Raw genomic sequence first — 26,377 nt, 5'->3', positions numbered from 1 at the left:
ATCACCTTCTTTATTATGTTTTTAACTCAATTAATCTTTTCTTCTTTAATTTATATAACCACAATGTTGTATCTCACCTCTATAGTTGTATCGGCATCTCCAACCTCTTTCTCTTTTTTCATTTTCAGCTATTTCATTAAGTTCAGAAAAATAAGAACAGCTTACAACTAATGCGGATGTTAATACTATCAACACCATTAATTTTTTCATACTTGCTCAGCTCCTTTTTCATTATTTTAAACTCGATTAATTTTTTATCTAAAAAAATCTGCATTTTTTGTATTTTATAAAATACTAAATCATTTCTATTTCATATAATTACAACCTTGTAATTCTCCCTTATAATTATACATGCATTCCCGTCCCCTTTCTTTTATTCTTTGTTGTCTTCCAGATTCTAATTCGGAAAGTTCAGAACAACTAGTTACTATTAACAGTAATACAATTAATACTATTATTTTTTTCATAATTAATTATCTCCTTATGCTATAATTGCTATAATTATTAATTTATATAACCACAATGTTGTAATTCTCCTTTGTAGTTATATCGGCATCTTATCCCCCTCTCTCTAAGATCCTGCTGATATTCCTCCTCCATTCTAGCAAGCTCAGAACAGCTCATTATCATTGCAGTTAATATAACTAATATTATTATTTTTTTCATATAATTCATCTCCTTTATCATCATTTTGAAATCAATTAATTCTTTCTAAAAAATCTGTATTTCCTATGTTTTATAAAATACTAAACTATCTCTATTTTATATAATTACACCCCTGTAATTCTCCCTTATAATTATACATGCATTCTCGTCCCCTCTCTCTAAGATCCTGCTGATATTCCTCCTCCATTCTAGCAAGCTCGGAACAGCTCATTATCATTGCAGTTAATGTAACTAATATTATTATTTTTTTCATACAAATCATCTCCCTTTTTATATTTTAAACTCAATTAATTTTATTATTTAAAAAATCTCTGTTTTTAAAATACTAAATTATTTCTATTTTATATAATTGCAACCCTGTAGTTCTCCTTTATAAGTATACATACACTCATATCCTCTTTCTCTTTCAGTCCTTTCAGCACCCTCAAAATATGAACAATTTACAACTAATACTGACACTAGTACAATCAATATCATTATTCTTTTCATATATATCATCTCCTTTTTTATTATCTCAAACCCAATTAATCTTCTATCTAAAAAATCTGCATTTTATAAAATGCTAAATTATATCTATTTTATATAATTGCAACCCTGTAGTTCTCCTTTATAAGTATACATACACTCATATCCTCTTTCTCTTTCAGTCCTTTCAGCACCCTCAAAATATGAACAATTTACAACTAATACTGACACTAGTACAATCAATATCATTATTCTTTTCATATATATCATCTCCTTTTTTATTATCTCAAACCCAATTAATCTTCTATCTAAAAAATCTGCATTTTATAAAATTCTAAATTATATCTATTTTATATAATTGCAACCCTGTAGTTCTCCTTTATAAGTATACATACACTCATATCCTCTTTCTTTCATCGTTCTTTCTGCTCCTTCAAAATATGAGCAACTTATAACAGTTAACATTAATATAATTAAAATCGCTAAGTTTTTCATTTCATTATCTCCTTTTTATTATACTACATAATTTAAGACTATTAGTTTATAAATCCACAGACTTGAACTTCTCCCTTACCATTGTATAGGCATTCCCAACCTCTTTCTCTTAATTGTCTTTCTCCACTTTCCACATAAGAACAACTTATAGCAGTTAATATCAAAATAACTAAAATTACTAAGTTTTTCATTCTTACCATCTCCTTTATTATGTTTTTTAACCCAATTAATCTTTCATATATTAATTTTTTTAATTTATATAACCACAATGCTGCATTTCTCCTTTATAGTTGTACCGGCATTCCCAGCCTCGCTCTCTTCGCTCTTTTTCCGCTCCTTCAAAATATGAACAATTTACAACCAGTACTGATACCAGTAATATCAGCACTATTAACTTTTTCATACAAATCATCTCCTTCTATATGACTAAAATTATCAATCCATATATCGACAATTTTCAACTCCGCCTCTTTTATTATATCTGCACTCAACTCCTCTTTTGTTCATTTCTTCCCTTGATGCATCAAGATAGGAACAGCTTGCAACGTCATTACCGATATAATTAATATTATTATTCTTTTCATATATCATCAATTCCTTTTTCATTTTCCTTAAAAAATTCAGCTACCTTTTGAAAATAATCGACTCATAAGGCTTCAAAATAATTTTTTCACCTTTAATTTCAGGATTAGTTTCATAATTTGATAATAAAATTTGAGCATTTTCCAAGCTTTTAATTCCATTTCCTTCCATCTCGAATTCTGCTTCTGTTCCATAGAAATTGCTAATTACAATTAGTTCTCCTTTTTCTCCAACACGTTTATAGGCATAAACACTTTTGTTTTCCAAATCAATGTCTTCATATTTTCCTGTTACCATCAATTCTTCATTTCTTCTTAAATCGATTAATTTTTTATAATGATAGAATACTGAATTTTTATCTTTTAAAGCCGCTTCAGCATTAATTGTCTTATAATTTTTAGGTATTCCAATCCATGGAGTTCCAGTTGTAAATCCTGCATTTTCAGAATCATTCCATTGGACAGGCGTTCTTGAATTATCTCTTGATTTTTGCATTAAGATTTCGATGGCTTCTTCTTCTGAACATCCTTTATTAAGTAAAATTTTGTAATTATTAGTTGATTCTACATCACGATATTTACTAATCTCATCAAAATATGGATTTGTCATTCCAAATTCTTCCCCTTGATAAATGTAAGGCGTTCCCTGTAATCCGTGAAGAACTGTGGCAAGCATTTTAGCCGATTCACTATGATATTCCTTATCATTTCCAAATCTTGATAATGCTCTTGGCTGATCATGGTTATTCCAAAAAGTTGCATTCCATCCATTTCCTTCATACATTCCAATTTGCCATTTAGAGAATATTTTTTTCAATTCCACAAAATCAAATGGTGCTTTCGCCCATTTCTCCCCATTTGGATAATCCACCTTCAGATGATGAAATGAAAATGCCATTGATAATTCCTTTTCATCAGGATTTGAATATCTGATACAGTTATCAAGGCTTGTGGAAGACATTTCTCCCACTGTGATAAGCTCTCCTCCTCCAAAGGCTTCTTTATTCATTTCCTTCAAAAATTCATGGATTCTAGGCCCATCTGTATAAAATCTTCTTCCGTCAGGAACAAATCTTGTATCACTTCCGTCATCATTTAAAAATCTCTGATCCTTTGATATAAGATTTATAACATCCAGTCTAAATCCATCCACACCTTTATTTAGCCAAAATTTTATCATTTCATATACCTTTTTTCTTACATTTTCATTTTCCCAGTTTAAATCAGCTTGCGTAACATCAAACAAGTGAAGATAATACTGTCTTCTCTTTTCTGAATATTGCCAGGCATTTCCTCCAAATTTAGATTGCCAGTTTGTAGGCTCTTTTCCATCAACTGCATCTTTCCATATATAGAAATCTTTATATTCAGGATCTCCAGCTTCAGACTTTTTAAACCATTCATTTTCAGTAGAAGAGTGATTTACAACAATATCCATCACTATTTTTAAATTTCTTTTATGTGCTTCTGTAAGCATTTCCTCAAAATCTGCCATTGTTCCGTAATTAGGATCAATATTGTAGTAGTCACTTATATCGTATCCATTGTCATTCTGTGGAGATTTATACATTGGAGTAATCCAGATTACTTCCACTCCAAGTTCCTTCAGATAATCAAGTTTCTCAATAATTCCTCTTATATCTCCTTCTCCACTTCCAGTCGTATCATTGAAACTCTTTGGATAAATTTGGTAAACTACAGATTTGTGCCACCATTTTTGATTAAAATTTTTTTCCATAAAATCAGCTCCTAACTTTTTATTTATTTCATTATTTCTTTTTAATTATACCTTATTATACTCGTATGTACAACCAGATTCTCTACTTCTCCCTAAAAAAAAAGAGCAGTCTATGACTACTCAAACATTTACTACCACAATGGTATAAAATTTTATTTCACTACTATATAAAGCTATTAATTATCTTTATTTATTCTGCTTCCTTTCCACCTGTATATCCAAAAACATAATCCAGATTTATATTTTTCATTGAATTAAACACACTTTGCTTTACTCCCGGATTTTTTTCTTCAAGTTCGGCTAATAAATTTTTTACTTCCCTACGTTTGCTCGAAGTTTTTCCAGCTTCGATTGTACATCCACAGTTCATCGCACGGATTCCATTTGTTTTTGTGTAATCAATTATATCAGCTTCCTTTACATAGATTAATGGACGAATTAGTTCCAATTTTCCAGAAGTTGATGGAACTTTTGGAGTCATTGTCTTCATTGTTCCTGCATAAAGCATGTTTATAAGAGTTGTTTCAATTACATCATCAAAATGATGCCCAAGCGTCAATTTATTAAATCCAAGTTCCTCTACTTGCGTATACAAAATTCCACGCCTCATTTTAGCACATAAAAAACACGGATAGTCTTTTGCCTTTTCATTTGCAATTTCCCAAATATTCGTATTAATAATATCACAGTCAATATTTAACTTGTCCAAATTATTTTTAAAATTATCCAAATCAGAATTCCTAAAACCAGGATTTAAACTAACTGCCTTAAATTCAAAATTCTTCCGTTTGTCTTTCTTCAATTCCTGAAACAGTTTTACCAAAAGCAGGCTATCCTTTCCACCAGATACACCAATCGCAATCTTGTCCCCATCCTGTATCATATCAAAATCACTAATTGCCTTCAAAAATTTTGCCCATATGCTCTTTTTATAGGTTGTCATTATACTTTTTTCAATTTCTTCCACATCCTTCATCGGACAATCTGGAAGAATAGCCTCACATACTAAATTTACCACTTTTTCTCTCCTTTAACATCATTTAAAAAATAATAGAAAGTTATCATACGACAACTTTCTAAAACTATATTTTATTTAAAAATATTCAGTTTAATTTTAAACAATTCCTAAATTTACTCCTGAAAAATTTACTTTTTTATCTTCATCTTCTGAATTTTTACATTTATTTTCGATGTAGTTTATTTTTTCAACAAGTCCTTCATCCCTTGAATCAATTCTAAATGCTGCCCTGTATTCTTCAAGCGCCTTTTGGTGTCGTCCCATATGTTCATATTTTCTAGCAAAATCAATATGTGCAATATACATATCAAAATCAAGGAATATAGCAAGCTCATAACAGTCAACTGCTTCTGAGATTTTACCTTTTCTTGAATAAATATTTCCCAAAAGGAACAATATAAACGGTTCATCCTCTGTGCTTACATCAAGTGCCTTATTAAAGTTTTCTTCCGCTTTGTCAAGTTCTTCATTTTCATAGTACAAATAACCTAGAAATGCTCTTGTTTCTATTTCTTCAGGTTTTAATTTTACCAATTTTTCATAAATATCAATTGCTTTATCATTTTCTTTTAGTGCGTGATAGATGGAAGCTAATGTTTTTAATACTTCCACATCATTAGGATTTTCTTTTATTTTTTCCAAATTTTCCTTGAGAAGCTGCTCATTATTTTCATTATATCTTATTTCTCTAAAAATCAATGTTTCTAACATTATTTCCTACTGCTACGTTTCTTTTTTTATTAAAATATTTTCTACCTTTTAATAAAAAAGACTACATATAATTAGCGTAGCGTCTCCTTTCTATTTTCATTAATTTTTATTTTTATAAAATTCCAAAAACTTATAAAGTTTAGGTAAAAAAGTATAGTCTGAAATAAAGTTCTCTTAATTTTACATTCAATCTAAATATTATATTTATAGTTCACATAAAATTTAAATTTATAAAATTAAGAATTAAATTTCTGAAATTATAGAATTTATATTTAATTAAAATAAAAATTATATAGTTATATGAATATATTTAAATTTCTTAACTTATTTTATCATAAATAACAATTTTAGTAAATAACATTATTTACAAATTTTTTATAACTTGTTAAAATAAAAAATTAAATGAAAATTCTAAAGACTATTTTAATTTTGCTATTTTATCTTGAGCTTCCTGACTTCCAGACTTTACAGCTTTTTCATACCATTCTTTAGCTTCCTTTGTATTTTTTTCTACACCTTTTCCAGCCGCATATAAATCTCCAAGTGCTTCGTACATTGGAGCTGTAATTTTATCCATTCTTCCATCTGTTTTTTTGTAAAGTTCTATTGATCTTGCATAATCTCCTACTTTTTCATGAATTTTACCGAGATTGTATCGTGACGTCAAGTCTCCGCTGCTATCTCCAATTTCATAGTAAAATGCGGCATCATCAAGGCTTTTTTTTACACCAAGTCCTTTTTCAGACATTATCCCTAAATATCTTGGTCCTTTTGTATCTCCGCCATCTGTCGCCTTTGAAAATGAATCAAAAGCCTTTTTATAGTCTTTTTCTACACCAAGTCCATCAAGATAAAGAATTCCAATGTTAGTCATTGCACGGTAGCTTCCTTTTTCAGCAGCTTTTTTACTCCACTCCATAGATTTTTTGTAATCTACTTTTACTCCATTTCCGTGAAGATACATATCTCCAAGTTCAGTCTGTGCCAACACATCTCCTTTTTCAGCTTTTTTCGTTAATTCCTTAAGTTTACCATCCTGTATATTTTCAATCTTCGGCTTACTTTGAGAATTTTGCGTCTTTTTATCTTTTTTACCACAGCTAAATACCAAAATTAATATTAATAATGCAATAGTGTATTTTTTTTTCATAATTTCCCTCTTTTCTTTCGTATCCTTTTCTTTTATTAAAAATCGATATTTATTCATTTTATATTTTAATAATTATAAAATATTCCCATGTATTTTCATTACAAAATTTATTTTTAAAATTTCTCAGCTTATTAATTTTTACTTTTAAGAAAACAGTTATATTTAGTAAATTATTATTCCCGCAATTCCTGCGATTACTGTAAGCAATATTGGATTTACTTTCCATTTTAGCACAAGTATCACAGAAATAATAAATATTACTGCACTTTTCCAGTCTATAAAATTCTTTTTATCAACCAGCATTATTGCAGCTGCCAGAATTAATCCAACAACAACAATTTTTAATCCTGCAAATGCATTGTCCATATATTTATTATCTTGAAATTTTAAATAAAATTTACTAAAAATTGTCATTATAATAACTGACGGAAGAATTAATCCCAATGTTGCGACTGTCCCCATTATAAATGCATCCCAAAATCCAGTCTTGTTTCCAATCAGATAACCGACATAAGTTGCGGCATTTAATGAAATTGGTCCCGGCGTTACCTGTGAAATTGCCACAATGTCCGTAAACTGCTGTACATTTACCCATTTATGTAAATCTACAACATCTGCCTGAATAAGCGGTAAGATTGCATATCCGCCACCAAAACTGAACAGCCCTATTTTAAAAAACACAAAAAATAACACTAATAGTATTACCAAACTCATCTTTTTCCCCTCCAATTCATCCAGACATTTCCTAAAAAAGCACCTAAAATAATCATAACAATAGGCGGAAATCTAAGAAAGGCAACCATTACTGCAACCAAAATCACAATCCATAACGTTTTTTTATTAATTTTAGCCGATTTTCCAATTGTATAGACACTCGCCGCAATTAATGCAACCACCATCGGTCTTATAGCCTTAAAAGCCTTTATAACATATATGTTATCTTGTATATTGCTAAATAATGAAGCTATTACAAGAATAATTATGAACGACGGCAATGTTGCTCCCAGAACTGTAGTTATGAGCCCCAGCAATCTTTTCATCTTATACCCCACAAAAACTGAAACATTCACAGCCAATGCACCTGGTGAAGACTGGGCAAGTGCCAAAAGCTTTACAAACTCCTCTTCCTCAATCCATTTTTTCTTATTCACAATTTCATTCTGTATGAGCGGAACCATGGCATATCCACCACCGAGAGTAAATGTACCTATCTTAAAAAAAATCCAGAATAATTCTAAATACACTTTCATTTTACTACCTTTCTACTATTTCGTATTATTTTCATTTTATCATAGATACTCTAAAAAAACAACAAACTTGCCATTAAAAAAAGATAGCCGATGTACTGCTATCTCTTTAAAAATAATATTTTTTATCCTTTTGAAAAAAATTCCTTTGCTAATTCCTTCAAATAAAACACGTCAAAAATTCCACATAATTCACGTACCGAATGCATCGCAAACATTGGAACTCCCAAATCTACTCCGTCTATATCCAGATGTGTTGAAGAAAGAGGTCCAATTGTACTTCCTCCAAGTTCATTTGATTCATTTACAAAAGGCTGAATCCGTATATCCGTTCCTTCAATAAGCTGTCTGATTACAGCAATTGAATATCCATCGGATGTATATTTTTGTTTTGCACTAATTTTTATTGAAACACCCTCATTTATTCTTCCACGGTTTGTAGGGTCTGTTTTGCCTAAATGTGCAGGATGTGCGGCATGTGCCGCATCAGCTGATAAAATATATGAACTTTCCAGCATCTGTAAAAACTCGCTTCTATCAAGTCCTAACGACAAAGCAATTCTTTCCAGCGTATTCAAAAGATAATTGGAATCAGCTCCCTGTTTTGTGGCACTTCCTATCTCTTCATTGTCAAAAGCTACAAAAATATTAATCCTGTCCTTATTTTCTTTAGCTTCCACAAGTCCAATCAACCCTGTATAGACAGAAGCAAGATTGTCAATTTTTGATGAAGATATAAATTCCTCATTTGCACCTAAAAGACAACCTTTTTCTGTTGCATATAAATACAAGTCAAAATCAATTATATCTTCTTTTTTTATTCCTGTCTTTTCTAAAATAATTCTTTCAAGATAGCCTTCCTTCTCAAAATTATGATTAATAAGTGAAATTAAAGGCAAGACATCATTCTGTTTATCAATTTTTACTCCATTATTTACTTCTCTATTCTGATGAATCGCAAGATTTGGTATTGTCAAAAGCGGTTCATCTATCTTAATTTTTACAGTTTTTGGAAAAAATGGATTTTCGCCTTTCACAATAACACGTCCGGCAATAGAGAGCGGTCTATCGAACCATGTACTCAAAATAGGCCCTCCATAAACTTCTGTATTTAATCTCACCATATTTTCTGTCACCATTTCAGGATTAGGTTTTATCCTAAAACAAGGAGAATCGGTATGTGCTCCAAAAATCTTAAACCCTTTTCTCACATCAAAATTTTCACCAATTGTAATTGCAATTATAGTAGAGCTGGATTTTTTCAAAAAATATTTTCCTCCTTTTTTTAACTCCCATTTTTCACGAGGCATAATTCTCTCAAATCCATTTTCATCCAAAATATCTGAACAATTCTTTACAACATGATAACTGCTCGGACTTTCATCAATAAATTCAACAACTTCCCTTGCAAAACTTTTTACTTCCATTTCAATAAAATTTTTCTGTATCTCTTCTAACTCTTTTGTTGTGTGTATCATCTTTATTCATTCCTCTCAATTTCTAATTTCCATTATTAAAAATCATTTCCCTATTAACAATATTGTACCCCATAATTTTAGATAATCAAAAAAATTTTTATATTTTTTTGTAAAATTGTAAAAAATATTCAAACTATTTCAAATCTATCTTCAGGTATTCAAATTAAAGATTCTTTTTATGATCCTGCATTTCCATTTATTAATTTTTTATTCTAAGGTATTCTAATTAATAATTGTTTTTTCTTATTTTATTTATATAAGTTACTCTAAGCAGGGAGATCAAACGCCATCTCCCAGCACCCACACTTTTTTCTTATAAGAAAAAAAGAAAACTCGCTTTTGAACAAAGATTTATTTATTTTTAATAAGTAATGTAATTTGAAAGGTTTCCAAAAGCTCACTTTCACAATAAAAAGTTAGAATAATTCAAATAATTAATATTTGATATAAAAATTATAGTGAAAGAAACACATTCGTGTTTAGTTCTTTTTCTCTTAACGAAATTTTGCTTATTTAATATTTTCTAAATTTAAGAATTTAAATATAATAATCTTTATAATTTAATACAGAATGTCGTGATTTTTTTGGAATGAAAACGACTAAACACATTTATGTATTTCTTTCGCCAGAAGCTTTATAACAAATGTATTTTATAGAGTAGTTCTAATCTTTATTTGCGAAAGTGGGTGTTAGCGAGTTTCGTTTTCGTAGTAATCAAGGTTTATTCAAATAATAAATGTTTAGACTAGTTTCCAAAATAAAATTTAGAAACATTTCAAAAAAATGTTTAGACGAGCCAGGGTTGCAAGGGAAATGGCGACTGATTTTACTTGCTTATATAATAGACCTGTTTGACAACCTATAGTTCAAAATTTATTAAACATTCGCTATTTAAACGGTGAATAGTATAATATTACCTAAAATCAAACTAAATAAAAAACATAGCTTTCAGACTTTTTTAATCTGTCAGCTATGTTTTTCAATTAATTAAGAATAAATTTTGTTATCTTCTTGTGCAAGATTTTTCAATACCATTAGGTCCTCTATAAATAGCATCTTTTCCACCTTTGAAGAATTCTACATTTCCATTTTTAGAAACGTATCTTGATCCACTACCTGATACTGCTACTTTAAGGTTATAAACATTCCCTGCTTTAGTCACTACTCTAGCAGTATTTGTTGCTGGATAAGAAACTGTTATTCTTTCAGAACCGCAAGTATATGATTCTGAAGCTACCTTTCTTGCAGCAGGTCTTTTCTTAGCTGTTGCGGCAAAACTCATTCCTCCAATTAATGTCATTACAGACAATACTAGCATTGATTTTTTCAATAATTTCATCTTCATCATTCCTTTTCTTTAAATTTTGTTTCAACAGTAATATACCACATAAAACTGTTAAACTTCTTATAAAAAGCTATTTATTCAAAATGAAATCATAATAAAATTCCTTATATGAAAATTTTTTTAGCATATAATTGTAAAAACTAGCTAAATACCACTATTTATTGATGTTTTTACATTCAATTCCAATTTATATTTTTCCAAAAATTTTTTAACATATCTCATTAAAAATAACGACCTTGCTAATGAAAAAACTATGAAAGATAACCATAATCCGTGATTTTGATATACTGGCATCACTGTAAAATACACTATTAGAAAAAATACTAACGATTGTAACATTGAATTTCTTATATATGCTGTTTCTGTTGTGCCTGTAAAATTTCCGTAAATTACTAGCCCAAAACTTACAACTAATGGAAATATGATTATCCAAATTTTATACTGATTTGCAATATTTATAACTTCTGCATTTTTTGTATAAAACAACAACAGCTTTTTACCTCCAAAAACAAATGCTGTACTCAAAAATATTGAAATTATAATACAAAACTGTATTGATTTTCTCATTACCCATTTTAGTTTTCTAAAATTTTTCTCTCCTGCCGCTATACCTGAAAACACACTTGATGCATTAGCAAAGCCATCAAAAATATACGACATCAGATATTGAACTTGAAATAATATAGAATTTGCAGCTAATATTATTTTACCGTTATGTGCAGCTTTTTCCAAGAATAAATTTGTTGCTATCAGTAAACAGACTGTACGAATCACTAAATCTGAATTCACTGCTCCAACTTTTTTTATTTCGCTTCTATCAAATATTTCTTTCAAATTTATATTGTATAAGATTTTTTTTAGTGAAAAAGTTCTTAAAATAATAAAAATTGATAAAAGAGTTGTCATAATTTGGGAAATTAGTGTAGCAGCTGCTACTCCAGCAACATCCATTCTTAAAACTTCTACAAAATATAAATCAAGAAAAATATTCACAATATTTGTCATAAGTTGCAAAATTAGACATTTTTTTATTTCTTTTCGTCCCATTATCCATCCCAAAAATGTATAGTTCAGAAATACGAAAGGGGCTCCCCATATTAGAATATTAAAATAAATTTCTATATATTTCGTAATCTCCTTTCCAGCATCAAAAAAATGAATAAATCCCCATAAAATAGCTTTCTGAAAAATAACAAACAGAAATCCTAAAATAAGTGAAATTAATATGGGACGGATTAATACTGTAATTTCTTCCTTTTCATTATTTTCTCCAAAAGCCTTTGCAGAATATCCAGATGTGCTAACACGTAAAAAGCCAAATAGCCAATAAATTGTATTAAAAATCGTTCCTCCAAGTGTTACTCCACCTATAAAGACTGGATTTGAAAGATTTCCTACAACTGCTGTGTCAACAGAATTTAACAAGGGCGTTGTCAGCGTTGACAAAGTAAACCCAAGTGCTAATTTCAAATATTCTGTATTTCTAATTTTTTCTATATTTACACTTTTTTTCATTTTCCTCCTACATTAACCGAATTACTCAAAAAATGAAATCAACTTATTTTTAACAGTTTTCAGGAAACTATAGTTTTCAGGAAATAAAATTCTTTCCACACCTTCAATTATAATATGCAGAATCATCATATGAACTTCCTGAATCCTGTCTGATGTTTCTCCAGGAATTATGAATTCATAGTCACATACTCCTTTTAATTTCCCGCCATCTTTTCCAAGCAGTGCTACAGTTTTTAAATTTCGCTCTTTTGCCGATTTTACAGCCTCAATTATATTTTTAGAATTTCCCGAAGTTGAAATTCCAAAGAAAAAGTCACCTTCCTGCCCAAATGCTTCCACACCTTTTGCAAATACAAAATCAAATCCGTAATCATTTCCAACACATGTGATATGGGAAGAATCGCTGATACTTATAGACGGAAGCGCTCTTCTGTCTTTTCTAAATCTTCCTGTAAATTCTTCTGCAAAGTGCATCGCATCACAGTTACTTCCACCATTTCCTGCAATTAACGATTTTTTCCCATTTTTATAGGCTAATGCTAATTCCTGTGCAATTTTTTCTGTTTTTTCAATATTTTCCTCATTTTCCACAAATGCCTTCACAGTTTCAAAAGCTGTTAAATACGAATTTCTGATATTCTCTTTTAACATAATTTTCCTCCTAAAATTTATTTATAAATTATCTGTTTAAATTACTATTTATTTTTTACTGAAAATAATGCTGGTGTAATTTTGTAATCCTTCACAAATTTCACAAATTTGGAAATTCCAGGTTTTTCTCCATTTTCACGGATATAGGCAATTTGAAACTTATCTTCAGATTTTTCAAAGTTATGAATTACTTTTAATGTGCCTTTTTCGATTTCCTCATAAACGCTGTAATACGGCAGAACGGCAAAACCAAGCCCACTTTTTATAAGGTTTTTCATCGTTTCGATACTTCCATTTATGACAATTCTGTTTTCAAAATTAAATCCTATTATTTTTTCAAATAAATCCAAGTATTTGCTTGTCAATACAGTATCCCGCTTTAACAGCTGCATTTCCTTTAATTCATTATAATCTGATATTTTTTCCCCTGCCACAACGACAAAAGGATATTCCTCAGTTTCAATAACTTTTATTTCCTTATCTTCAATGAAATATTCCTCCATTAAAGCAACGTCAACTGTTCCTTCTTTCAGATGTTTTACAAGGGATTCACGATTTTTGATATACAAATCAAATTCAATTTCAGGATTATGCTTCTTAAATTCCACCATAATTCTTGGCAGTACAGGCTCTCCAATATTATGAGTCGCCCCTATGCAAATTTTTCCTTTGCCATAATGTGAAATTTTTTCCATTTCCTTTTCCACTCGCAAAATCTTGTCAAAAACATCCTTTGACATTCGATAAAGCTCTTTTCCCGCAAAAGTCAACCTAAAATTTTTAGAATTTCTTTCAATAAGCTGGATTCCAAGTTTTGTTTCCAGTTTTTTTATTTGTATTGATACCGCAGATTGACTTATAAATAAATTTTTTGCAGCTTTTGTAAAACTTTTTTCCTTGCACGCCTCAAAGAAAATTTTTAAATGATGTACATCCACACTTGTTTCTCTCCAATCATATATTTTTTATATTGTTAATTATAACATTTTTATCTTGTGAATGTAAACATTAAAATTCTATTACTGCATCAATCAATTTTCTTGAGTAATCTTTTTTTATATTTTTTAAATTTTTTATATCAGATATTTCCTCTTCAATCTTTCCATTGCGAAAAAATATTACGCTGTCGCAAATATAAGTTATCGTAAGCAAATCGTGCGTTACAAAAATATACGACAAATTATACTCTTTCTTCAATTTCTGCAATAAATCCAAAATTTCCACCTGTGTAGACACATCAAGTGAACTTACAGCCTCATCTAACATAATAAACTTAGGCTTTGTTGCGATTGCCCTTGCTATGCACACTCTTTGAAGCTGTCCTCCGCTTAGTTCATTTGGAAATCTCTCTAAAAATTCTTCAGAAAGTCCCACATCTTTTATCAAATTTTTTAATTCTTCATTAATTTCATTTTTTTTCATTGTTGTTTCAATTATCAAAGGTTCAGAAATAATCTCGGCAATAGAAAATTTAGGATTTACAGAAGAAACATAATTTTGAAAAACAATACTTATATCATTTTTTATTTCTTTATTTTCCTTTTTATGAATATTTTTCCCTTCAAATTCTACAAATCCACTATCGGAATTTTCAATTCCAGTCAAAATTCTCCCAAGCGTACTTTTCCCGCTTCCGCTTTCCCCGATAATTCCAAGACATTTTCCTTTTTCCAATGAAAATGATACATCTTTTAACACATTTTTTACAGTTTTTTTCAAAAACTTCTTTTCAGTATAACTCTTAGTAATATTTGAAACTTTTAGTAAAATATTATTTTTTTTGTTTATTTTATTTTCTTCCATTTTTTATTCTCACTTTCATCAAATGGCTTAATCAGCTACTTCCTTAAATTTTTTCATCAAGGCTCGCCGTGTTTCAATCAAAAAATTTGTATGCTCGTGCTTATAATTATTTATAATTTCAGAAGTTGTACCACTTTCCACAATTTTCCCATTTTGCATTACAATCAGATTATCTGCCAAATAGGATAAAATTCCTAAATCATGGGTTACAAATAATATTGATACGTTTATCTCATTTTTTAATATTTTAAATTCTTCAATAATATCCTTTTGATTGAGGGAATCAATAGCAGTTGTTGGCTCGTCGGCTATGATTAATTTTGGTTTTAATGCGATGGCTATTGCAATCATTATTCTTTGCAGCATTCCGCCACTTAGTTCGTGCGGATATTTTTTTAAAACATTATCAATATCCTTTAGCCGCATTTTTTCAAGCGACTCTTTCGCCAAATTCACAGCATCTTGCCTTGAAATTTTAATATGTTCCAAAAAAGTTTCCACCATCTGATTTTCAATTGTGTACAAAGGATCAAATGAAGTCATCGGATTTTGCAAAATCATGCAAATTTCTTTCCCACGAATTTCCCTCATTTCCTCTTCCTTACACTCAAGCAGATTTTTTCCATCAAAAATAATTTTCCCTTTTACATCAAAATTTTTATTCAAAATATTTAAAATTGACTTGCACGTAACACTTTTCCCGCTCCCGCTTTCTCCCAGAATACCAAGGCAAGTGTTCTTTTCCATTGAAAAGTTAATATTTTTTATTATTTCCCTATTATCTTTTTTCAGTTTTATTACCAAATTTTTTACTTCCAATATTTTCATCTTATGCTTGAACTCCTTTTATTTATTATCCTTAAAACTGTCTCCTAGCAAATTAAAGACTGTAACTGTAATTACAATGGCAAGTCCAGGAGCTAGCATCTGTTCTGGTTTTGTTGCAATTACATTTTTGGCTTCACTTAGCATTGCACCCCATTCAGGTGTCGGAGCCTGCACTCCCAGTCCTAAGAAAGATAATGTTGAAATGCTTAAAATTAGCCATCCCATATCCAGCGTTATTAATACAATTAATTCAGGCATTATCATTGGAATAATGTGCTTTCTGAAAATGTAAGAAGTTTTTGCTCCAATTGTCTTTGAAAAAAGAATATAGTTTTTATCATTTTGACGAATTACATTTCCACGTATCATTCTGGCATACCACATCCATTTTACAGCGATATTTGCAATGATAACATTTTTAATCCCTATTCCCAAAGCACCAACTATAGCTAGAATCATAATTTGACTCGGAAACGACATCATCACATCACAAAATCTCATAAGAATTTCATCCACAATTCCCCTAAAATATCCAGAAATTAGTCCCACAAATAATCCTATCAAAATAGTTGGAATCATTGTAACAATAGAAAGCAGTAAAGTCGTTCTAACTCCATAAATAAGCCTTGTAAATGTATCACGTCCCAAATAATCAGTTCCTAGCAAATGCTTAAATGATGGATTTTTAAATTTTTGAGTAATGCTTCCTTCAAGTGGATTGTATGTAGAAATAATCGGTGCAAAAATTCCCATTAAAATGATTAATACGAGGATAATTAGACATACCAATGCCACTTTGTCTTTTAATATCTTTTTCAACATTTACGCCTCCGTTTCCGCAAGTCTTGGATCAATACAGCAGCTCACAATATCCACCAGCAAATTGCATCCAACAAATAAAATTCCCATAAGTAATATATATGCTTGAATTACTGGATAATCACGTCCAAATATCGCCTGAACACAAAGTCTTCCAATTCCAGGCAACACAAATATATTTTCAATTATAAACGTTCCTGCAACTAATTTTACAATACTCATTCCAAGCACATTTAACGAAGAATGAATTGAATTTTTTAGTGCATGTTTAAAAATTATTGATTTTTTTGAAAGTCCTCTCACTTTTGCATAGTAAATATGGTCTTCTTCTAGCGTTTCTATCATATTTGTCCGAATTAATCGAATATATGTGGAAATATAGCTCATACTGAGTGCAAAGGCAGGCAAAATATAGCCTGAAATCGAACTTGCCTCACTTATTGGAAACATATTTAGTTTTAATGCAAAAATTGACAATAAAATTAGTGATAGCCAGTAGTCTGGAATTGCAGTTCCGAAAAATACGATTATTCTTATAATTTTATCAAAAAAACTATTTTTCTTAACAGCACAAAGCACTCCAATTGGAATGCTTATGCCAAGTATCATAACAAGTGAAATTCCGGCTAATTTTAACGTAACTGGTAATGTTCTTGCAATTTCATCTGCAACTTTCCTATTCGTATTTACATAAGAAATTCCAAAGTCAAAATGCAGACTTTTCCACAACCAGTCAAAATATCTGAGTAAAAATGGTCTATTTAATCTCAGCAACTCACGCATTCTATGAATATCAGCTTCTGTCGGAGTAATATCATTTACACGTAAAGCCACTTCTGCCGGATCTGACGGAATCAGATTTATAAGACAAAACGCAATAAAAGTAATCCCAATAATTAACGGAATTGATATTAAAATTCTTTTTATTATATATTTTTTCACTTAATTAGATTTCCTTTCTAATATAAAACAAATACTTATATTAAAAATATTCTTCACTTACCTTATTTTAAACTCATTGAATAATATGGAACTTCATATAGCGATGTACCAAATTTAACGTCTTGAACTCTATCATTAAAGATTGCTCTATTTGTTTCATAAGTTATTGGAATATAAACAGCCTCATCTTGTAAAGTTGTCAGAACATATTTAAATAATTCAGCTCTTTCAGTTTCACTTGTAGTTTTCAAGCCTTTTAGAATAGAATCATCAATTTGTGATTTTTGAGATAATCCTTGCTGTGCTGCATAATCTCCATAAACTGGTTTTCTCATACCACCTAAGAATGATTGCGGATCATAAGGTACTCCCCATGAAATATTGAATACAATATCAAAATCTCCTTTTTTCATTCTATCTCTGTAAGACTGCTCCTCTTCCCCAACTGTCTTCAATTCAACACCAATCTTAGCTAGCTGTTGAGCAAAGTATTCTGAAATTGATTTTTCGCTCACGCTGTCAGCATTGTAATTCAATGTAATTATTTCCATCCTTTTGTCTTTTTCCGTCAGCTCCAGCTGTCCATCCTGCCGCATCTAATAATTTTTTTGCTTCATCTAAAGAATAATTGTAAACTGGCACATCAATATTTGCATAAGGGACTGTTTTTGCAAGGATTGTATCAGCTGGGGTTTCTGTTCCTTCAAAAATCCCTTGAGAAATTTCTTTTTTATCAAGTACATGTTGCAATGCCTTACGTATATTCTTGTCAGTTAATGCTCCCTTTGTTGTATTTACAAGCATCATTCTTGTTGCTACAGGTTCAGACATCATAGCGGTAAATCCTTTTTTATCTTTAAATTTCTTAAATGATTCGCTATCGATCATATCACGCCCAAACACGATGTCAATATCTCCTTTTTCAAGTGCAAGCGATCTAGTTTGCTCTTCAGGAATAACCTTTACACGAATTGTTTTAATTTTTGGTTTTTCTCCCCAATACTTATCATTCACTTCAAAAACAGCTTCCTCGTCAGTTTTATTTGATTTTAGCACATAAGGTCCTGTTCCAACATATTTATCTACTCCATTTTTTATACTTTTCCCATTTTTCATAGCTTTAGGTGAAATAAATCTGAATGGACGTATTGACCCAAGTTCAATTAGCATTGGATAATATGGTTCCTTCAATTTTATTTTAAATGTATAGTCATCAGGCGTTTCAAATCCATCAAAAAGTCGTACACTTTCAAGCCATCCATGTCTATCCTTATTTTCCATAATTGCATCAAAGTTAGCTTTTACAGCCTTTGCATCAAATTTTTCTCCATCAGAGAATACTACATTTTTTCTCAGATGAAATGTATATTCACGTCCATCCTTTGAAATTTCCCATTTTTCAGCAAGCTGAGGTGCAATGCTTCCATCCTTATTAATTGTTACAAGCCCTTCATATAAAATATTCTGTGCATACAGTTCTCCAGCATAATTATCCGGATTCAAGTCACGAATATCCCTGAAATTAGCTGCAACAATCTCGTCCTTGCTGGCATTTTTTCTGACATTTCCTCCACAAGACAGCACAAACAATAAAATTCCTGTCAACAATAATAAAAATTTAAAATTTTTCTTTTTTTTCATTTTAGAATATATCCTCCTATAATCAAATATTTTTATATCAAAAATATTATATTATCATTTATTTTGATAATCAGATTATTTTTATAAAAATTTTTAAATCAAATAAAAAATTATAGAAAAATCAAATATTTAGTGATAAAATATATCTATTAGTATAATTTTAGGAGGAAAAAAATGGTAGAACAATTATTTAAGGAATTATCTTTATTAGAAGAAGTTGAGGCAATTGCATTGGGAGGTTCACGAGCGGGAGTAAATTATGATGAAAAGTCAGACTATGATGTGTATCTTTACGTAAATTCCCCAGTTAGTGAAGAAAAAAGAAAAAATATTCTAAAAAAATTCTGCAGTTATATGGAAATTGGAAACAGCTTTTGGGAATACGAAGATAATTGTGTCCTAAATAACGGAATCGAAATTGATATTCTTTACCGAGATATGAAAGACTTTATGAAAGGTATCGAAAGAGTCATTGCTGAATATCAGCCAAGCAATTCTTACACAACCTGCATGTGGCACAATCTAATTACCTGCAAAATTTTATATGACAAAAACGGAACTCTTGAAAAATACAAAAACAAATATACCATAAACTATCCAAAACAGCTAAAAGAAAACATCATAAAAAGACAGCTGGAATTAATAGACTCTTCAATGCCAGCATACCCAAATCAAATAAAAAAAGCAATTTCAAGAAAAGATTTTGTCAGTATAAATCACAGAATAACAGAATTTCTAGCTTCATATTTTGACTTATTATTCGCAATAAACGAGATAACACACCCTGGCGAAAAACGTTTAATTCAACTTTGCAAAAAACAATGCAAAATCTTGCCTGAAAACTTTGAAGAAAATCTAAATTCTCTTTTTTCACATATGTATTCAGAAGAAAATCAATCTTTATTAATGGAAGTTATACAAAATATTGTAAATAATGTAAAAAAATTACTTAATATAGAAAAATTTGACAATAAATAATAATTTTGATACCATTTAAAAGTAGAATAAAAAAACTGAGAAAGAAGGAGAGTATATGTCAAGTATTATAATTCCAAAAAATTATGATTCCAAATACGGAATTATGGAAACAGAAATTGCCATAAAAGTGGCGAAAGACTGTTTTGAGAGAGAACTTGCAAAATCATTGGATTTAACAAGAATTTCAGCACCTATGTTTGTTAGAAAGTCTGCTGGGATTAATGATAATCTAAATGGAGTTGAACGTCCTGTGGCTTTTGAAATGAAAGAAATGCCAGATGCTACATTGGAAATTGTGCATTCGCTTGCAAAATGGAAAAGAATTGCATTAAAGCAGTATGGTGTAGAGGCTGGAAAAGGTATTTACACAGATATGAATGCCATTAGAAGAGATGAAGATCTAGATAACACTCATTCAATTTACGTGGATCAATGGGACTGGGAAAAAGTTATCTCAAAAGAGGATAGAAATTTAGATTTTTTAAAAGAAACAGTAAAAAAAATATATCAAGTCTTTTTAAATACAGAAAAAGAATTGACAGATAAATTTAGTAAATTTGAAAAATTTTTGCCAAAGGAAGTAACATTTATTACTTCTCAAGAGCTGGAAAATCTATATCCTGAATTGACTCCGAACGAACGAGAAGATAAGTTTGCAAAAGAAAATGGTGCAATTTTCATTATGCAAATTGGAAAAGTGTTAGAATCAGGAGAAAAACACGATGGACGTGCTCCAGATTATGATGATTGGGAACTAAATGGAGATTTGATTATGTGGAATCCAGTTCTTGATAGTTCGTTAGAATTATCATCAATGGGAATCCGTGTAGATAAAGAGGCGTTAGAACGTCAATTGAAAGAATTGAACTTAGAGGAACGAAAAAATCTTGATTTTCATAAAATGCTTTTAAATAATGAATTACCGTTAACAATCGGTGGAGGAATCGGACAGTCGAGAATTTGTATGTTCTTGTTACAAAAAGCTCACATTGGGGAAGTTCAGGCTTCAGTTTGGACTCCTGAAATCGTAAAAGAATGTAAAGAAAATGGAATTAATCTTTTATGGTACTAAAATAAAAAATCCGAAATAAAAAAAGTGAATTACTAATTAATTTTAGTTTTTCACTTTTTTATTTAAAATTTAAATTATTTTCCACAACTTTCAATAAATTTATCAAAAATCTTCTGCATTTTCTCATTTCCACGAACTGCCATCATTTCAGGATGCCATTGTACTGCGTAAAAGAATTTATGATTTTTGTTTTGAAAAGCTTCTATTATACCATCATTCGCTTTTGCAATAGAAGTCAAATTATTTCCCAAATCTTTTATCATTTGATGATGATAAGAATTAATTCTTGTTTTTTCACCAAAAATTTCGAATAAAATATTGTCTTTTTCAATATTTATATCGTGTGTAGGCAAGTCAGGAAGCCACTTTTGCATATGATTGACAGTTGTGTCTATATATTTTACATCTTGATACAAACTTCCGCCAAAATAGATATTTGCAATTTGTAATCCTCGGCAAATCCCAAAAATAGGCTTTCCAGTTTTCATAAACTCATCCAAAATTGTAAGTTCAAATTTATCACGCTCTGGCGTAATGCTCCCGACTTCCTGCAGACAGTCCTCTCCATATAAAATTGGATCAGGATCCCCTCCCCCAGAAAGTAAAAGACCATCCAAATGCTGAATTTGTTCCCTTATAACTTCCATATTTTCTGTTATTGGCAAAATAGACGGTATTCCTCCAGCATCTATAACTGCTTTACTGTAATCCACAGAAACTATTGTCTTGTGATCATTCAATCTTTTTGGATTTAATTCCAGCGAAGTAGTAATTCCTATAATTGGTTTTCTTTTATTGTTCATTTATTAAGTTCCTTTCTTTAATTTTATATATTTAAATTTAATTGAAATTAGATTTTTAAAGATCTATTTTATTATTTTTGATTGTAAAGAATTTACCAAAATCTCACTAAAATAGTAATTTTTTATTAACAAACAAATTATACTGATAAAAATTTTTATTGTCAAGAAAAAGTTAGATTTTATAGACTTCCTAATTTGTTTTTTCAAATTTTTGTACTTTTTTTACAAAAATATATTGACTTTGTATAAAAATGCGTTATAATAATATCAAGATGAGATAGAAAATTAAAATATTGATAAATAATTTTTTGGGAGGAATATATTATGAGTAAAATGACTTTATCAGAAGTGGTAAAAAAAGGGTTAAAATTGAAAAAATCTGAAAGAGCTACAATGCTAGGAATTGGACCTATGTCTAAAATGCTAATAAAAGCTAGTATTTTGTTGGCTAAAGAAAAAGATTTTCCATTAATGTTTATTGCAAGCAGAAATCAGGTTGATGCTAAAGAACTTGGTGGAGGATATGTTTGTAACTGGGATCAAAAAGGATTTTCAGATGCAATAAAAGAAGTTTCAAAAGAAATTGGATTCGATGGACTTTACTATTTGTGTAGAGATCATGGCGGACCTTGGCAAAGAGATAAGGAAAGAAAGGAACATTTACCTGAAGATGAAGCTATGAAACTTGGAAAAAAATCATATATTGAAGATTTGATCAATGGATTTGACTTATTACATATTGATCCGACAAAAGATCCATATGTTGTTGGTAAAGTAATTGATATGAATGTTGTACTTAGAAGAACTGTTGAATTAATCAAATTTGTTGAACAGGAAAGAATTGCTCGAGGATTACCTGAAATAAGTTATGAGGTGGGAACAGAAGAAACAAACGGTGGGCTTACATCAGTAGAATCTTATGAATTCTTTATCCAAAAACTTATGAAAGAATTGGATGATAACGGACTTCCACATCCATGTTTCATTGTAGGACAAACTGGAACATTGACAAGACTTACCGAAAATGTGGGACATTTTAATGCAAAAGCCTCTATAGATTTGTCGTCAGTTGCTGAAAAATATGAAGTTGGGTTAAAGGAACACAATGGAGATTATCAGGATGAAGGAATTCTTTTGGCACATCCTGCATTGGGAATTACTGCAATGAACGTGGCTCCAGAATACGGTACAGTTGAAACTAGAGCATATCTGAAATTGGTTGAACTTGAAGAAATGCTGTTTAATGAAAGGCTTATTTCTAAAAAATCTAACTTGAAGGATTGCATAAGAAGAGAATCAGTGGCAAGCAGAAGATGGGAGAAATGGATGACAGACGACACTGTTTCAAAATCAACTGAAGATCTTTTAAAGGATGAAGAAATAATAACTGTAATAACAGACATTAGCGGACACTATACATTTAACAATGACAACGTTAAAAAGGAAATTGAAGACTTGTTTGCAAATCTGTCTGAAGCTGGTGTAGATGCAGAAAAATATGTAATTTACAAATTGCAGGAATCACTTGACAGATATGTTGAAACATTTAATTTGACAGGATACACAAGCAGACTGAAAAAATAACAATTGAAGAAAAGAAATAACAAAAAATAATGGGAGAAAAATAAAATGAAAGTGATTGATTATCATGTTCATTCTACCAACTCATTTGATGGAAAGAGTTCTGTAGAAGATATGTGTAAAAGGGCGATAGAAATTGGAGATTATGCCATCTGCTTTACAGAACACTTTAGTGTGGATCCCAGAGATGTAAGTTATGGAGTATTGGATTATGAAAAATATGAAAATGAGGTAAGAAAGGCTCAGGAAAAATTTGGAAAACAGCTGGATATAAAAATGGGACTTGAAATTGGAGAACCTCACCTAAAGGAATATGTTTCAGATTTAATACTCCAGACTTCTAAAATGCAGCTCGACTTTATAATAGGATCTGTACACAATATAGATGGGGTAAAACTGCGGCTTTATATGCAGGGAAAAAATAAATATGAACTTTATTATGAATATTTTCAAGAAATTTATAAAATGGTATCAGTTTCCGACATTGATGTAATCGGACATTTGGACTTGATGAAACGGTACGCATATGAAAGTTTTGGAAATTATGAATTTGAAGATTATAGAGAAATTATTGAAAAAATTTTAAAAACAGCAATATTACGGGGTATAGGACTGGAAATAAATGGTTCAGGATATTTAAACAGCGTTAGCGAGCCTTTTCCCAAGCCAGAAGTACTACAGCTATACAGAGAACTGGGTGGAGAAATTATTACAATAGGCTCAGATTCTCACGCTTGTGAAACTTTATCCAAAAATAATAAAAAAATGTCAAACCTTTTAAAAGAAATAGGATTTAAAAAAGTCTACACCTTTGATAAAAGAAAAAAAATTGAAATAAAAATTTAGAATCCTGTTTACAGTGATGAGGTTTATTAATATGGAAAAGATAGAAAGGAAAACTATTATGATTAATATTAATGATTTAATAAATGAAAACCTTATTGCTTTAGATTTAGATGCAAAGGATAAAACGGAAGTCCTTGAAAAACTTGCGGATATGATACATCGTGAAGGAAGGCTAAATAAGGCAGAAAATGAACCAAAAATAGGATTTTTGAACGCTTTATGGGAAAGAGAAAACTCCTTTTCTACCGCAGTAGGCTTTTCATATGGAATACCACACGGAAAATGCAAGTATGTAAAAGAGGCAAGTGTAGCTTATGCAAGATTGAAAGACGAAATAAAATGGGCTGACGATGAAAATGTAAAATATGTATTTATGATTGCAGTTCCTGATCAAAAGGCAGGGAACGAACATTTGGAAATACTTATAAAATTATCAACTTCCATTCTGGAAGATGATTTTAGGGAAAAACTTGAAAAAGTGCAGACTGCAAAAGAAGCACTGGAAACAATAAAAAAATATTCATCAAAAAACAGATAATAAAAAAATTAAATTATACAAGGAGTGAAAATTATGAAAATAGTAGGAGTAACAGCATGTCCAACGGGAATAGCACATACATATATGGCACAGGCGGCGATTGAAAAGGAATGTAAAAAACGTGGTTATGATGTACAAGTTGAAACACAAGGTGGAATGGGAATAGAAAATGAACTGGAACAAGAAACTATTGATAATGCAGATGCTGTAATATTGGCTATTGCTATCGGAATAGATAGAGAAGACAGATTTGAGCAAAAGGAAGCGGAAGGAAAAGTTATCCGAGTTGATCCAGGGGAAGCAATAAAAAACACAAGCAATATAATTGATAAAGCTGAAAAATTATAATAAAGGAGTTTGATTACAATGTCAAAGGATAATAGATTATTAAAAGATTTACAAAAGGCATTCAATACGGGAGTCTCCTATATGTTACCTTCGGTGGTAGTTGGAGGAGTATTTTTAGCAATTGCGCTGTCAACGGGAAAGCCAACAGACACAGGAATGGAAATAACGAATCAGTTTATGAAAAATTTAAATGATTTGGGAGTAGCAGGATTTGCTATAATGATACCACTACTATCAGGATTTATCGCAAATTCAATTGCAGGTAAACCAGCACTTGCACCAGCAATGATACTGGGTTATATAGCAAATAATCCAATAGGAGCTGGACAAGTTAAAACAGGTTTTTTAGGTGCAATGATATTAGGAATTGCAACAGGATATTTTGTAAACTGGTGTAAAAAATGGAAAGTTCCAGCAACTATACGTACACTTATGCCAATTTTAATAATTCCTATTGTTACTACGTTTATTTTAGGAATGACATATATTTACATTATTGCTGTACCAATAGGATTATTTATGAATTGGCTGATTGCCTCACTTAAAACTATGCAAGGTGGAAGTGCAATAATATTAGGGCTTATTATCGGTGCAATGACTGCTGTAGATATGGGAGGACCTATTAATAAGACTGCAACAGCATTTACATTAGCACTTATGGCAGAAAATATCTATACACCTAATGGAGCTCATAGAATTGCAGTAGCTATTCCACCCTTAGCAATGGGGATCTCAACACTGATAGATCGTAAAAAATATACAAAGGAAGATAAAGATCTTGGAATATCAGCTATATTTATGGGACTTATCGGAATAACGGAGGGAGCTATTCCATTTGCTGTAAAAGACATGAAAAAAGTATTACCCGCAATAATAATTGGTAGTGCTGTAGGTGGAGCCATTGGTATGATTAACAATGTTGAAGCGCTTGTTCCGCACGGAGGACCCGTAATTCTACCAGTTGTAAGAGGAAAATTATGGTTTATGCTCGCCATAATTATTGGTACATTGGTATCTGTTGCGATACTTCATTTTATGAAGTCTGATTTAGATGAAGAAACAAATTAAATAAATAGAATTAGTGCTTGATTACTCGTCACTTTATATGAGATGATAGC

The 26,377-nt window shown here is 30.4% G+C and carries 35 protein-coding genes; 7 read left to right on the top strand and 28 right to left on the bottom strand.

The annotated features are described in order from the left end of the window. Positions 1 to 45 precede the first annotated feature (45 nt). The 27 genes from AB8B23_RS04725 to nikA form a co-directional block, all read right to left on the bottom strand. On the bottom strand, positions 46 to 210 hold the full coding sequence (locus AB8B23_RS04725; protein WP_369713680.1) for a hypothetical protein: 165 nt from the start codon (positions 208 to 210) through the stop codon (positions 46 to 48). Positions 211 to 305: 95 nt separating this feature from the next. Further along, a complete protein-coding gene (locus AB8B23_RS04720; protein WP_369713679.1) occupies positions 306 to 467 on the bottom strand; it encodes a lipoprotein in 162 nt (53 codons plus the stop codon). Between the two features lie 37 nt (positions 468 to 504). Continuing rightward, positions 505 to 666, bottom strand: a complete 162-nt coding sequence (locus tag AB8B23_RS04715; RefSeq protein WP_369713678.1) for a hypothetical protein — start codon at positions 664 to 666, stop codon at positions 505 to 507. Positions 667 to 757: 91 nt separating this feature from the next. Further along, entirely contained in the window at positions 758 to 919 is a 162-nt protein-coding gene (locus tag AB8B23_RS04710; RefSeq protein ID WP_021744116.1) for a hypothetical protein, read from the bottom strand. Positions 920 to 1,002: 83 nt separating this feature from the next. Further along, complete coding sequence (locus AB8B23_RS04705) at positions 1,003 to 1,155, bottom strand: hypothetical protein (RefSeq protein WP_369713677.1); 153 nt, start codon at positions 1,153 to 1,155, stop codon at positions 1,003 to 1,005. 84 nt (positions 1,156 to 1,239) lie between these two features. Then, on the bottom strand, positions 1,240 to 1,392 hold the full coding sequence (locus AB8B23_RS04700) for a hypothetical protein (RefSeq protein ID WP_369713677.1): 153 nt from the start codon (positions 1,390 to 1,392) through the stop codon (positions 1,240 to 1,242). A gap of 84 nt (positions 1,393 to 1,476) precedes the next feature. Further along, positions 1,477 to 1,626 (bottom strand): hypothetical protein, encoded by a 150-nt coding sequence (locus tag AB8B23_RS04695; RefSeq protein ID WP_369713676.1) that lies wholly within the window; start codon positions 1,624 to 1,626, stop codon positions 1,477 to 1,479. A 41-nt stretch (positions 1,627 to 1,667) separates the two neighbouring features. Further along, a complete protein-coding gene (locus AB8B23_RS04690; RefSeq protein WP_155827496.1) occupies positions 1,668 to 1,817 on the bottom strand; it encodes a hypothetical protein in 150 nt (49 codons plus the stop codon). Between the two features lie 59 nt (positions 1,818 to 1,876). Next, a complete protein-coding gene (locus tag AB8B23_RS04685) occupies positions 1,877 to 2,029 on the bottom strand; it encodes a hypothetical protein (protein ID WP_369713675.1) in 153 nt (50 codons plus the stop codon). A 32-nt stretch (positions 2,030 to 2,061) separates the two neighbouring features. Then, positions 2,062 to 2,232, bottom strand: a complete 171-nt coding sequence (locus tag AB8B23_RS04680) for a hypothetical protein (RefSeq protein WP_369713674.1) — start codon at positions 2,230 to 2,232, stop codon at positions 2,062 to 2,064. Positions 2,233 to 2,250: 18 nt separating this feature from the next. Continuing rightward, positions 2,251 to 3,945 (bottom strand): alpha,alpha-phosphotrehalase, encoded by a 1,695-nt coding sequence (treC, locus tag AB8B23_RS04675; protein ID WP_369713673.1) that lies wholly within the window; start codon positions 3,943 to 3,945, stop codon positions 2,251 to 2,253. Between the two features lie 190 nt (positions 3,946 to 4,135). Next, a complete protein-coding gene (locus tag AB8B23_RS04670) occupies positions 4,136 to 4,963 on the bottom strand; it encodes a tRNA lysidine(34) synthetase (RefSeq protein WP_369713672.1) in 828 nt (275 codons plus the stop codon). Positions 4,964 to 5,059: 96 nt separating this feature from the next. Next, positions 5,060 to 5,674 carry a tetratricopeptide repeat protein gene (locus tag AB8B23_RS04665; RefSeq protein ID WP_369713671.1) on the bottom strand — a complete coding sequence of 205 codons (615 nt, stop codon included), beginning with the start codon at positions 5,672 to 5,674 and terminating at the stop codon, positions 5,060 to 5,062. 418 nt (positions 5,675 to 6,092) lie between these two features. After that, positions 6,093 to 6,824 carry a tetratricopeptide repeat protein gene (locus AB8B23_RS04660; protein WP_369713670.1) on the bottom strand — a complete coding sequence of 244 codons (732 nt, stop codon included), beginning with the start codon at positions 6,822 to 6,824 and terminating at the stop codon, positions 6,093 to 6,095. A gap of 162 nt (positions 6,825 to 6,986) precedes the next feature. Continuing rightward, positions 6,987 to 7,538, bottom strand: a complete 552-nt coding sequence (locus tag AB8B23_RS04655; protein ID WP_369713669.1) for a chromate transporter — start codon at positions 7,536 to 7,538, stop codon at positions 6,987 to 6,989. Continuing rightward, positions 7,535 to 8,074: a chromate transporter gene (locus AB8B23_RS04650; RefSeq protein ID WP_369713668.1), complete on the bottom strand. Its 540-nt coding sequence runs from the start codon at positions 8,072 to 8,074 to the stop codon at positions 7,535 to 7,537. Before AB8B23_RS04650 ends, AB8B23_RS04655 begins: the two co-directional genes overlap by 4 nt. Positions 8,075 to 8,196: 122 nt before the next feature. After that, positions 8,197 to 9,549: a M18 family aminopeptidase gene (locus AB8B23_RS04645; protein ID WP_369713667.1), complete on the bottom strand. Its 1,353-nt coding sequence runs from the start codon at positions 9,547 to 9,549 to the stop codon at positions 8,197 to 8,199. A 1,003-nt stretch (positions 9,550 to 10,552) separates the two neighbouring features. After that, positions 10,553 to 10,888, bottom strand: a complete 336-nt coding sequence (locus tag AB8B23_RS04640) for an MliC family protein (RefSeq protein WP_369713666.1) — start codon at positions 10,886 to 10,888, stop codon at positions 10,553 to 10,555. A 150-nt stretch (positions 10,889 to 11,038) separates the two neighbouring features. Continuing rightward, positions 11,039 to 12,409, bottom strand: coding sequence for an MATE family efflux transporter (locus AB8B23_RS04635; RefSeq protein ID WP_369713665.1), 1,371 nt, complete (start codon positions 12,407 to 12,409; stop codon positions 11,039 to 11,041). Positions 12,410 to 12,430: 21 nt separating this feature from the next. Beyond that, on the bottom strand, positions 12,431 to 13,060 hold the full coding sequence (gmhA, locus tag AB8B23_RS04630) for a D-sedoheptulose 7-phosphate isomerase (RefSeq protein ID WP_021744100.1): 630 nt from the start codon (positions 13,058 to 13,060) through the stop codon (positions 12,431 to 12,433). A 44-nt stretch (positions 13,061 to 13,104) separates the two neighbouring features. Continuing rightward, a complete protein-coding gene (locus AB8B23_RS04625) occupies positions 13,105 to 13,998 on the bottom strand; it encodes a LysR family transcriptional regulator (protein ID WP_021744099.1) in 894 nt (297 codons plus the stop codon). A gap of 70 nt (positions 13,999 to 14,068) precedes the next feature. Next, positions 14,069 to 14,863 carry an ABC transporter ATP-binding protein gene (locus AB8B23_RS04620; RefSeq protein WP_369713664.1) on the bottom strand — a complete coding sequence of 265 codons (795 nt, stop codon included), beginning with the start codon at positions 14,861 to 14,863 and terminating at the stop codon, positions 14,069 to 14,071. Between the two features lie 27 nt (positions 14,864 to 14,890). Continuing rightward, complete coding sequence (locus tag AB8B23_RS04615) at positions 14,891 to 15,691, bottom strand: ABC transporter ATP-binding protein (RefSeq protein ID WP_369713663.1); 801 nt, start codon at positions 15,689 to 15,691, stop codon at positions 14,891 to 14,893. A gap of 18 nt (positions 15,692 to 15,709) precedes the next feature. Then, a complete protein-coding gene (gene opp1C, locus AB8B23_RS04610; RefSeq protein ID WP_369713662.1) occupies positions 15,710 to 16,513 on the bottom strand; it encodes a nickel/cobalt ABC transporter permease in 804 nt (267 codons plus the stop codon). Beyond that, positions 16,514 to 17,452, bottom strand: coding sequence for a nickel/cobalt ABC transporter permease (gene opp1B, locus AB8B23_RS04605; protein WP_369713661.1), 939 nt, complete (start codon positions 17,450 to 17,452; stop codon positions 16,514 to 16,516). A 62-nt stretch (positions 17,453 to 17,514) separates the two neighbouring features. Beyond that, positions 17,515 to 18,003 carry an ABC transporter substrate-binding protein gene (locus AB8B23_RS04600; protein WP_369713660.1) on the bottom strand — a complete coding sequence of 163 codons (489 nt, stop codon included), beginning with the start codon at positions 18,001 to 18,003 and terminating at the stop codon, positions 17,515 to 17,517. After that, the gene (nikA, locus tag AB8B23_RS04595; RefSeq protein WP_369713659.1) at positions 17,972 to 19,093 is read right to left on the bottom strand and encodes a nickel ABC transporter substrate-binding protein; all 1,122 of its coding nucleotides are present in this window, start codon (positions 19,091 to 19,093) and stop codon (positions 17,972 to 17,974) included. The genes AB8B23_RS04600 and nikA overlap by 32 nt, the downstream gene beginning before the upstream one ends. Positions 19,094 to 19,267: 174 nt before the next feature. On the opposite strand from nikA, the gene AB8B23_RS04590 reads away from it, so the two are divergent. Both AB8B23_RS04590 and asnA read left to right on the top strand, forming a co-directional pair. Continuing rightward, on the top strand, positions 19,268 to 20,071 hold the full coding sequence (locus tag AB8B23_RS04590; RefSeq protein WP_369713658.1) for a DUF4037 domain-containing protein: 804 nt from the start codon (positions 19,268 to 19,270) through the stop codon (positions 20,069 to 20,071). Positions 20,072 to 20,126: 55 nt separating this feature from the next. After that, entirely contained in the window at positions 20,127 to 21,143 is a 1,017-nt protein-coding gene (asnA, locus tag AB8B23_RS04585) for an aspartate--ammonia ligase (RefSeq protein WP_369713657.1), read from the top strand. Between the two features lie 74 nt (positions 21,144 to 21,217). Here the strand turns inward: asnA and AB8B23_RS04580 are convergent, their stop codons facing one another. Beyond that, a complete protein-coding gene (locus tag AB8B23_RS04580) occupies positions 21,218 to 21,946 on the bottom strand; it encodes a gamma-glutamyl-gamma-aminobutyrate hydrolase family protein (protein ID WP_369713656.1) in 729 nt (242 codons plus the stop codon). Between the two features lie 324 nt (positions 21,947 to 22,270). On the opposite strand from AB8B23_RS04580, the gene AB8B23_RS04575 reads away from it, so the two are divergent. The 5 genes from AB8B23_RS04575 to AB8B23_RS04555 are packed head-to-tail and all read left to right on the top strand — an operon-like array spanning position 22,271 to position 26,327. Beyond that, positions 22,271 to 23,530, top strand: a complete 1,260-nt coding sequence (locus tag AB8B23_RS04575) for a class II D-tagatose-bisphosphate aldolase non-catalytic subunit (protein ID WP_369713655.1) — start codon at positions 22,271 to 22,273, stop codon at positions 23,528 to 23,530. Between the two features lie 45 nt (positions 23,531 to 23,575). After that, the gene (locus AB8B23_RS04570) at positions 23,576 to 24,373 is read left to right on the top strand and encodes a histidinol-phosphatase HisJ family protein (RefSeq protein ID WP_369713654.1); all 798 of its coding nucleotides are present in this window, start codon (positions 23,576 to 23,578) and stop codon (positions 24,371 to 24,373) included. A gap of 31 nt (positions 24,374 to 24,404) precedes the next feature. After that, positions 24,405 to 24,911: a PTS sugar transporter subunit IIA gene (locus AB8B23_RS04565; RefSeq protein WP_369713653.1), complete on the top strand. Its 507-nt coding sequence runs from the start codon at positions 24,405 to 24,407 to the stop codon at positions 24,909 to 24,911. Positions 24,912 to 24,944: 33 nt separating this feature from the next. Next, positions 24,945 to 25,259, top strand: a complete 315-nt coding sequence (locus AB8B23_RS04560; protein ID WP_369713652.1) for a PTS fructose transporter subunit IIB — start codon at positions 24,945 to 24,947, stop codon at positions 25,257 to 25,259. A gap of 18 nt (positions 25,260 to 25,277) precedes the next feature. After that, complete coding sequence (locus AB8B23_RS04555) at positions 25,278 to 26,327, top strand: PTS fructose transporter subunit IIC (protein WP_369713651.1); 1,050 nt, start codon at positions 25,278 to 25,280, stop codon at positions 26,325 to 26,327. The last annotated feature ends 50 nt before the right edge of the window (positions 26,328 to 26,377 follow it).

Source organism: Leptotrichia sp. HSP-342, from assembly GCF_041199995.1.
Lineage (GTDB): Bacteria > Fusobacteriota > Fusobacteriia > Fusobacteriales > Leptotrichiaceae > Leptotrichia > Leptotrichia mesophila.
The sequence above is the reverse complement of the archived record's forward strand: the minus strand, read 5'-3'. Positions and strand labels throughout refer to the sequence as shown.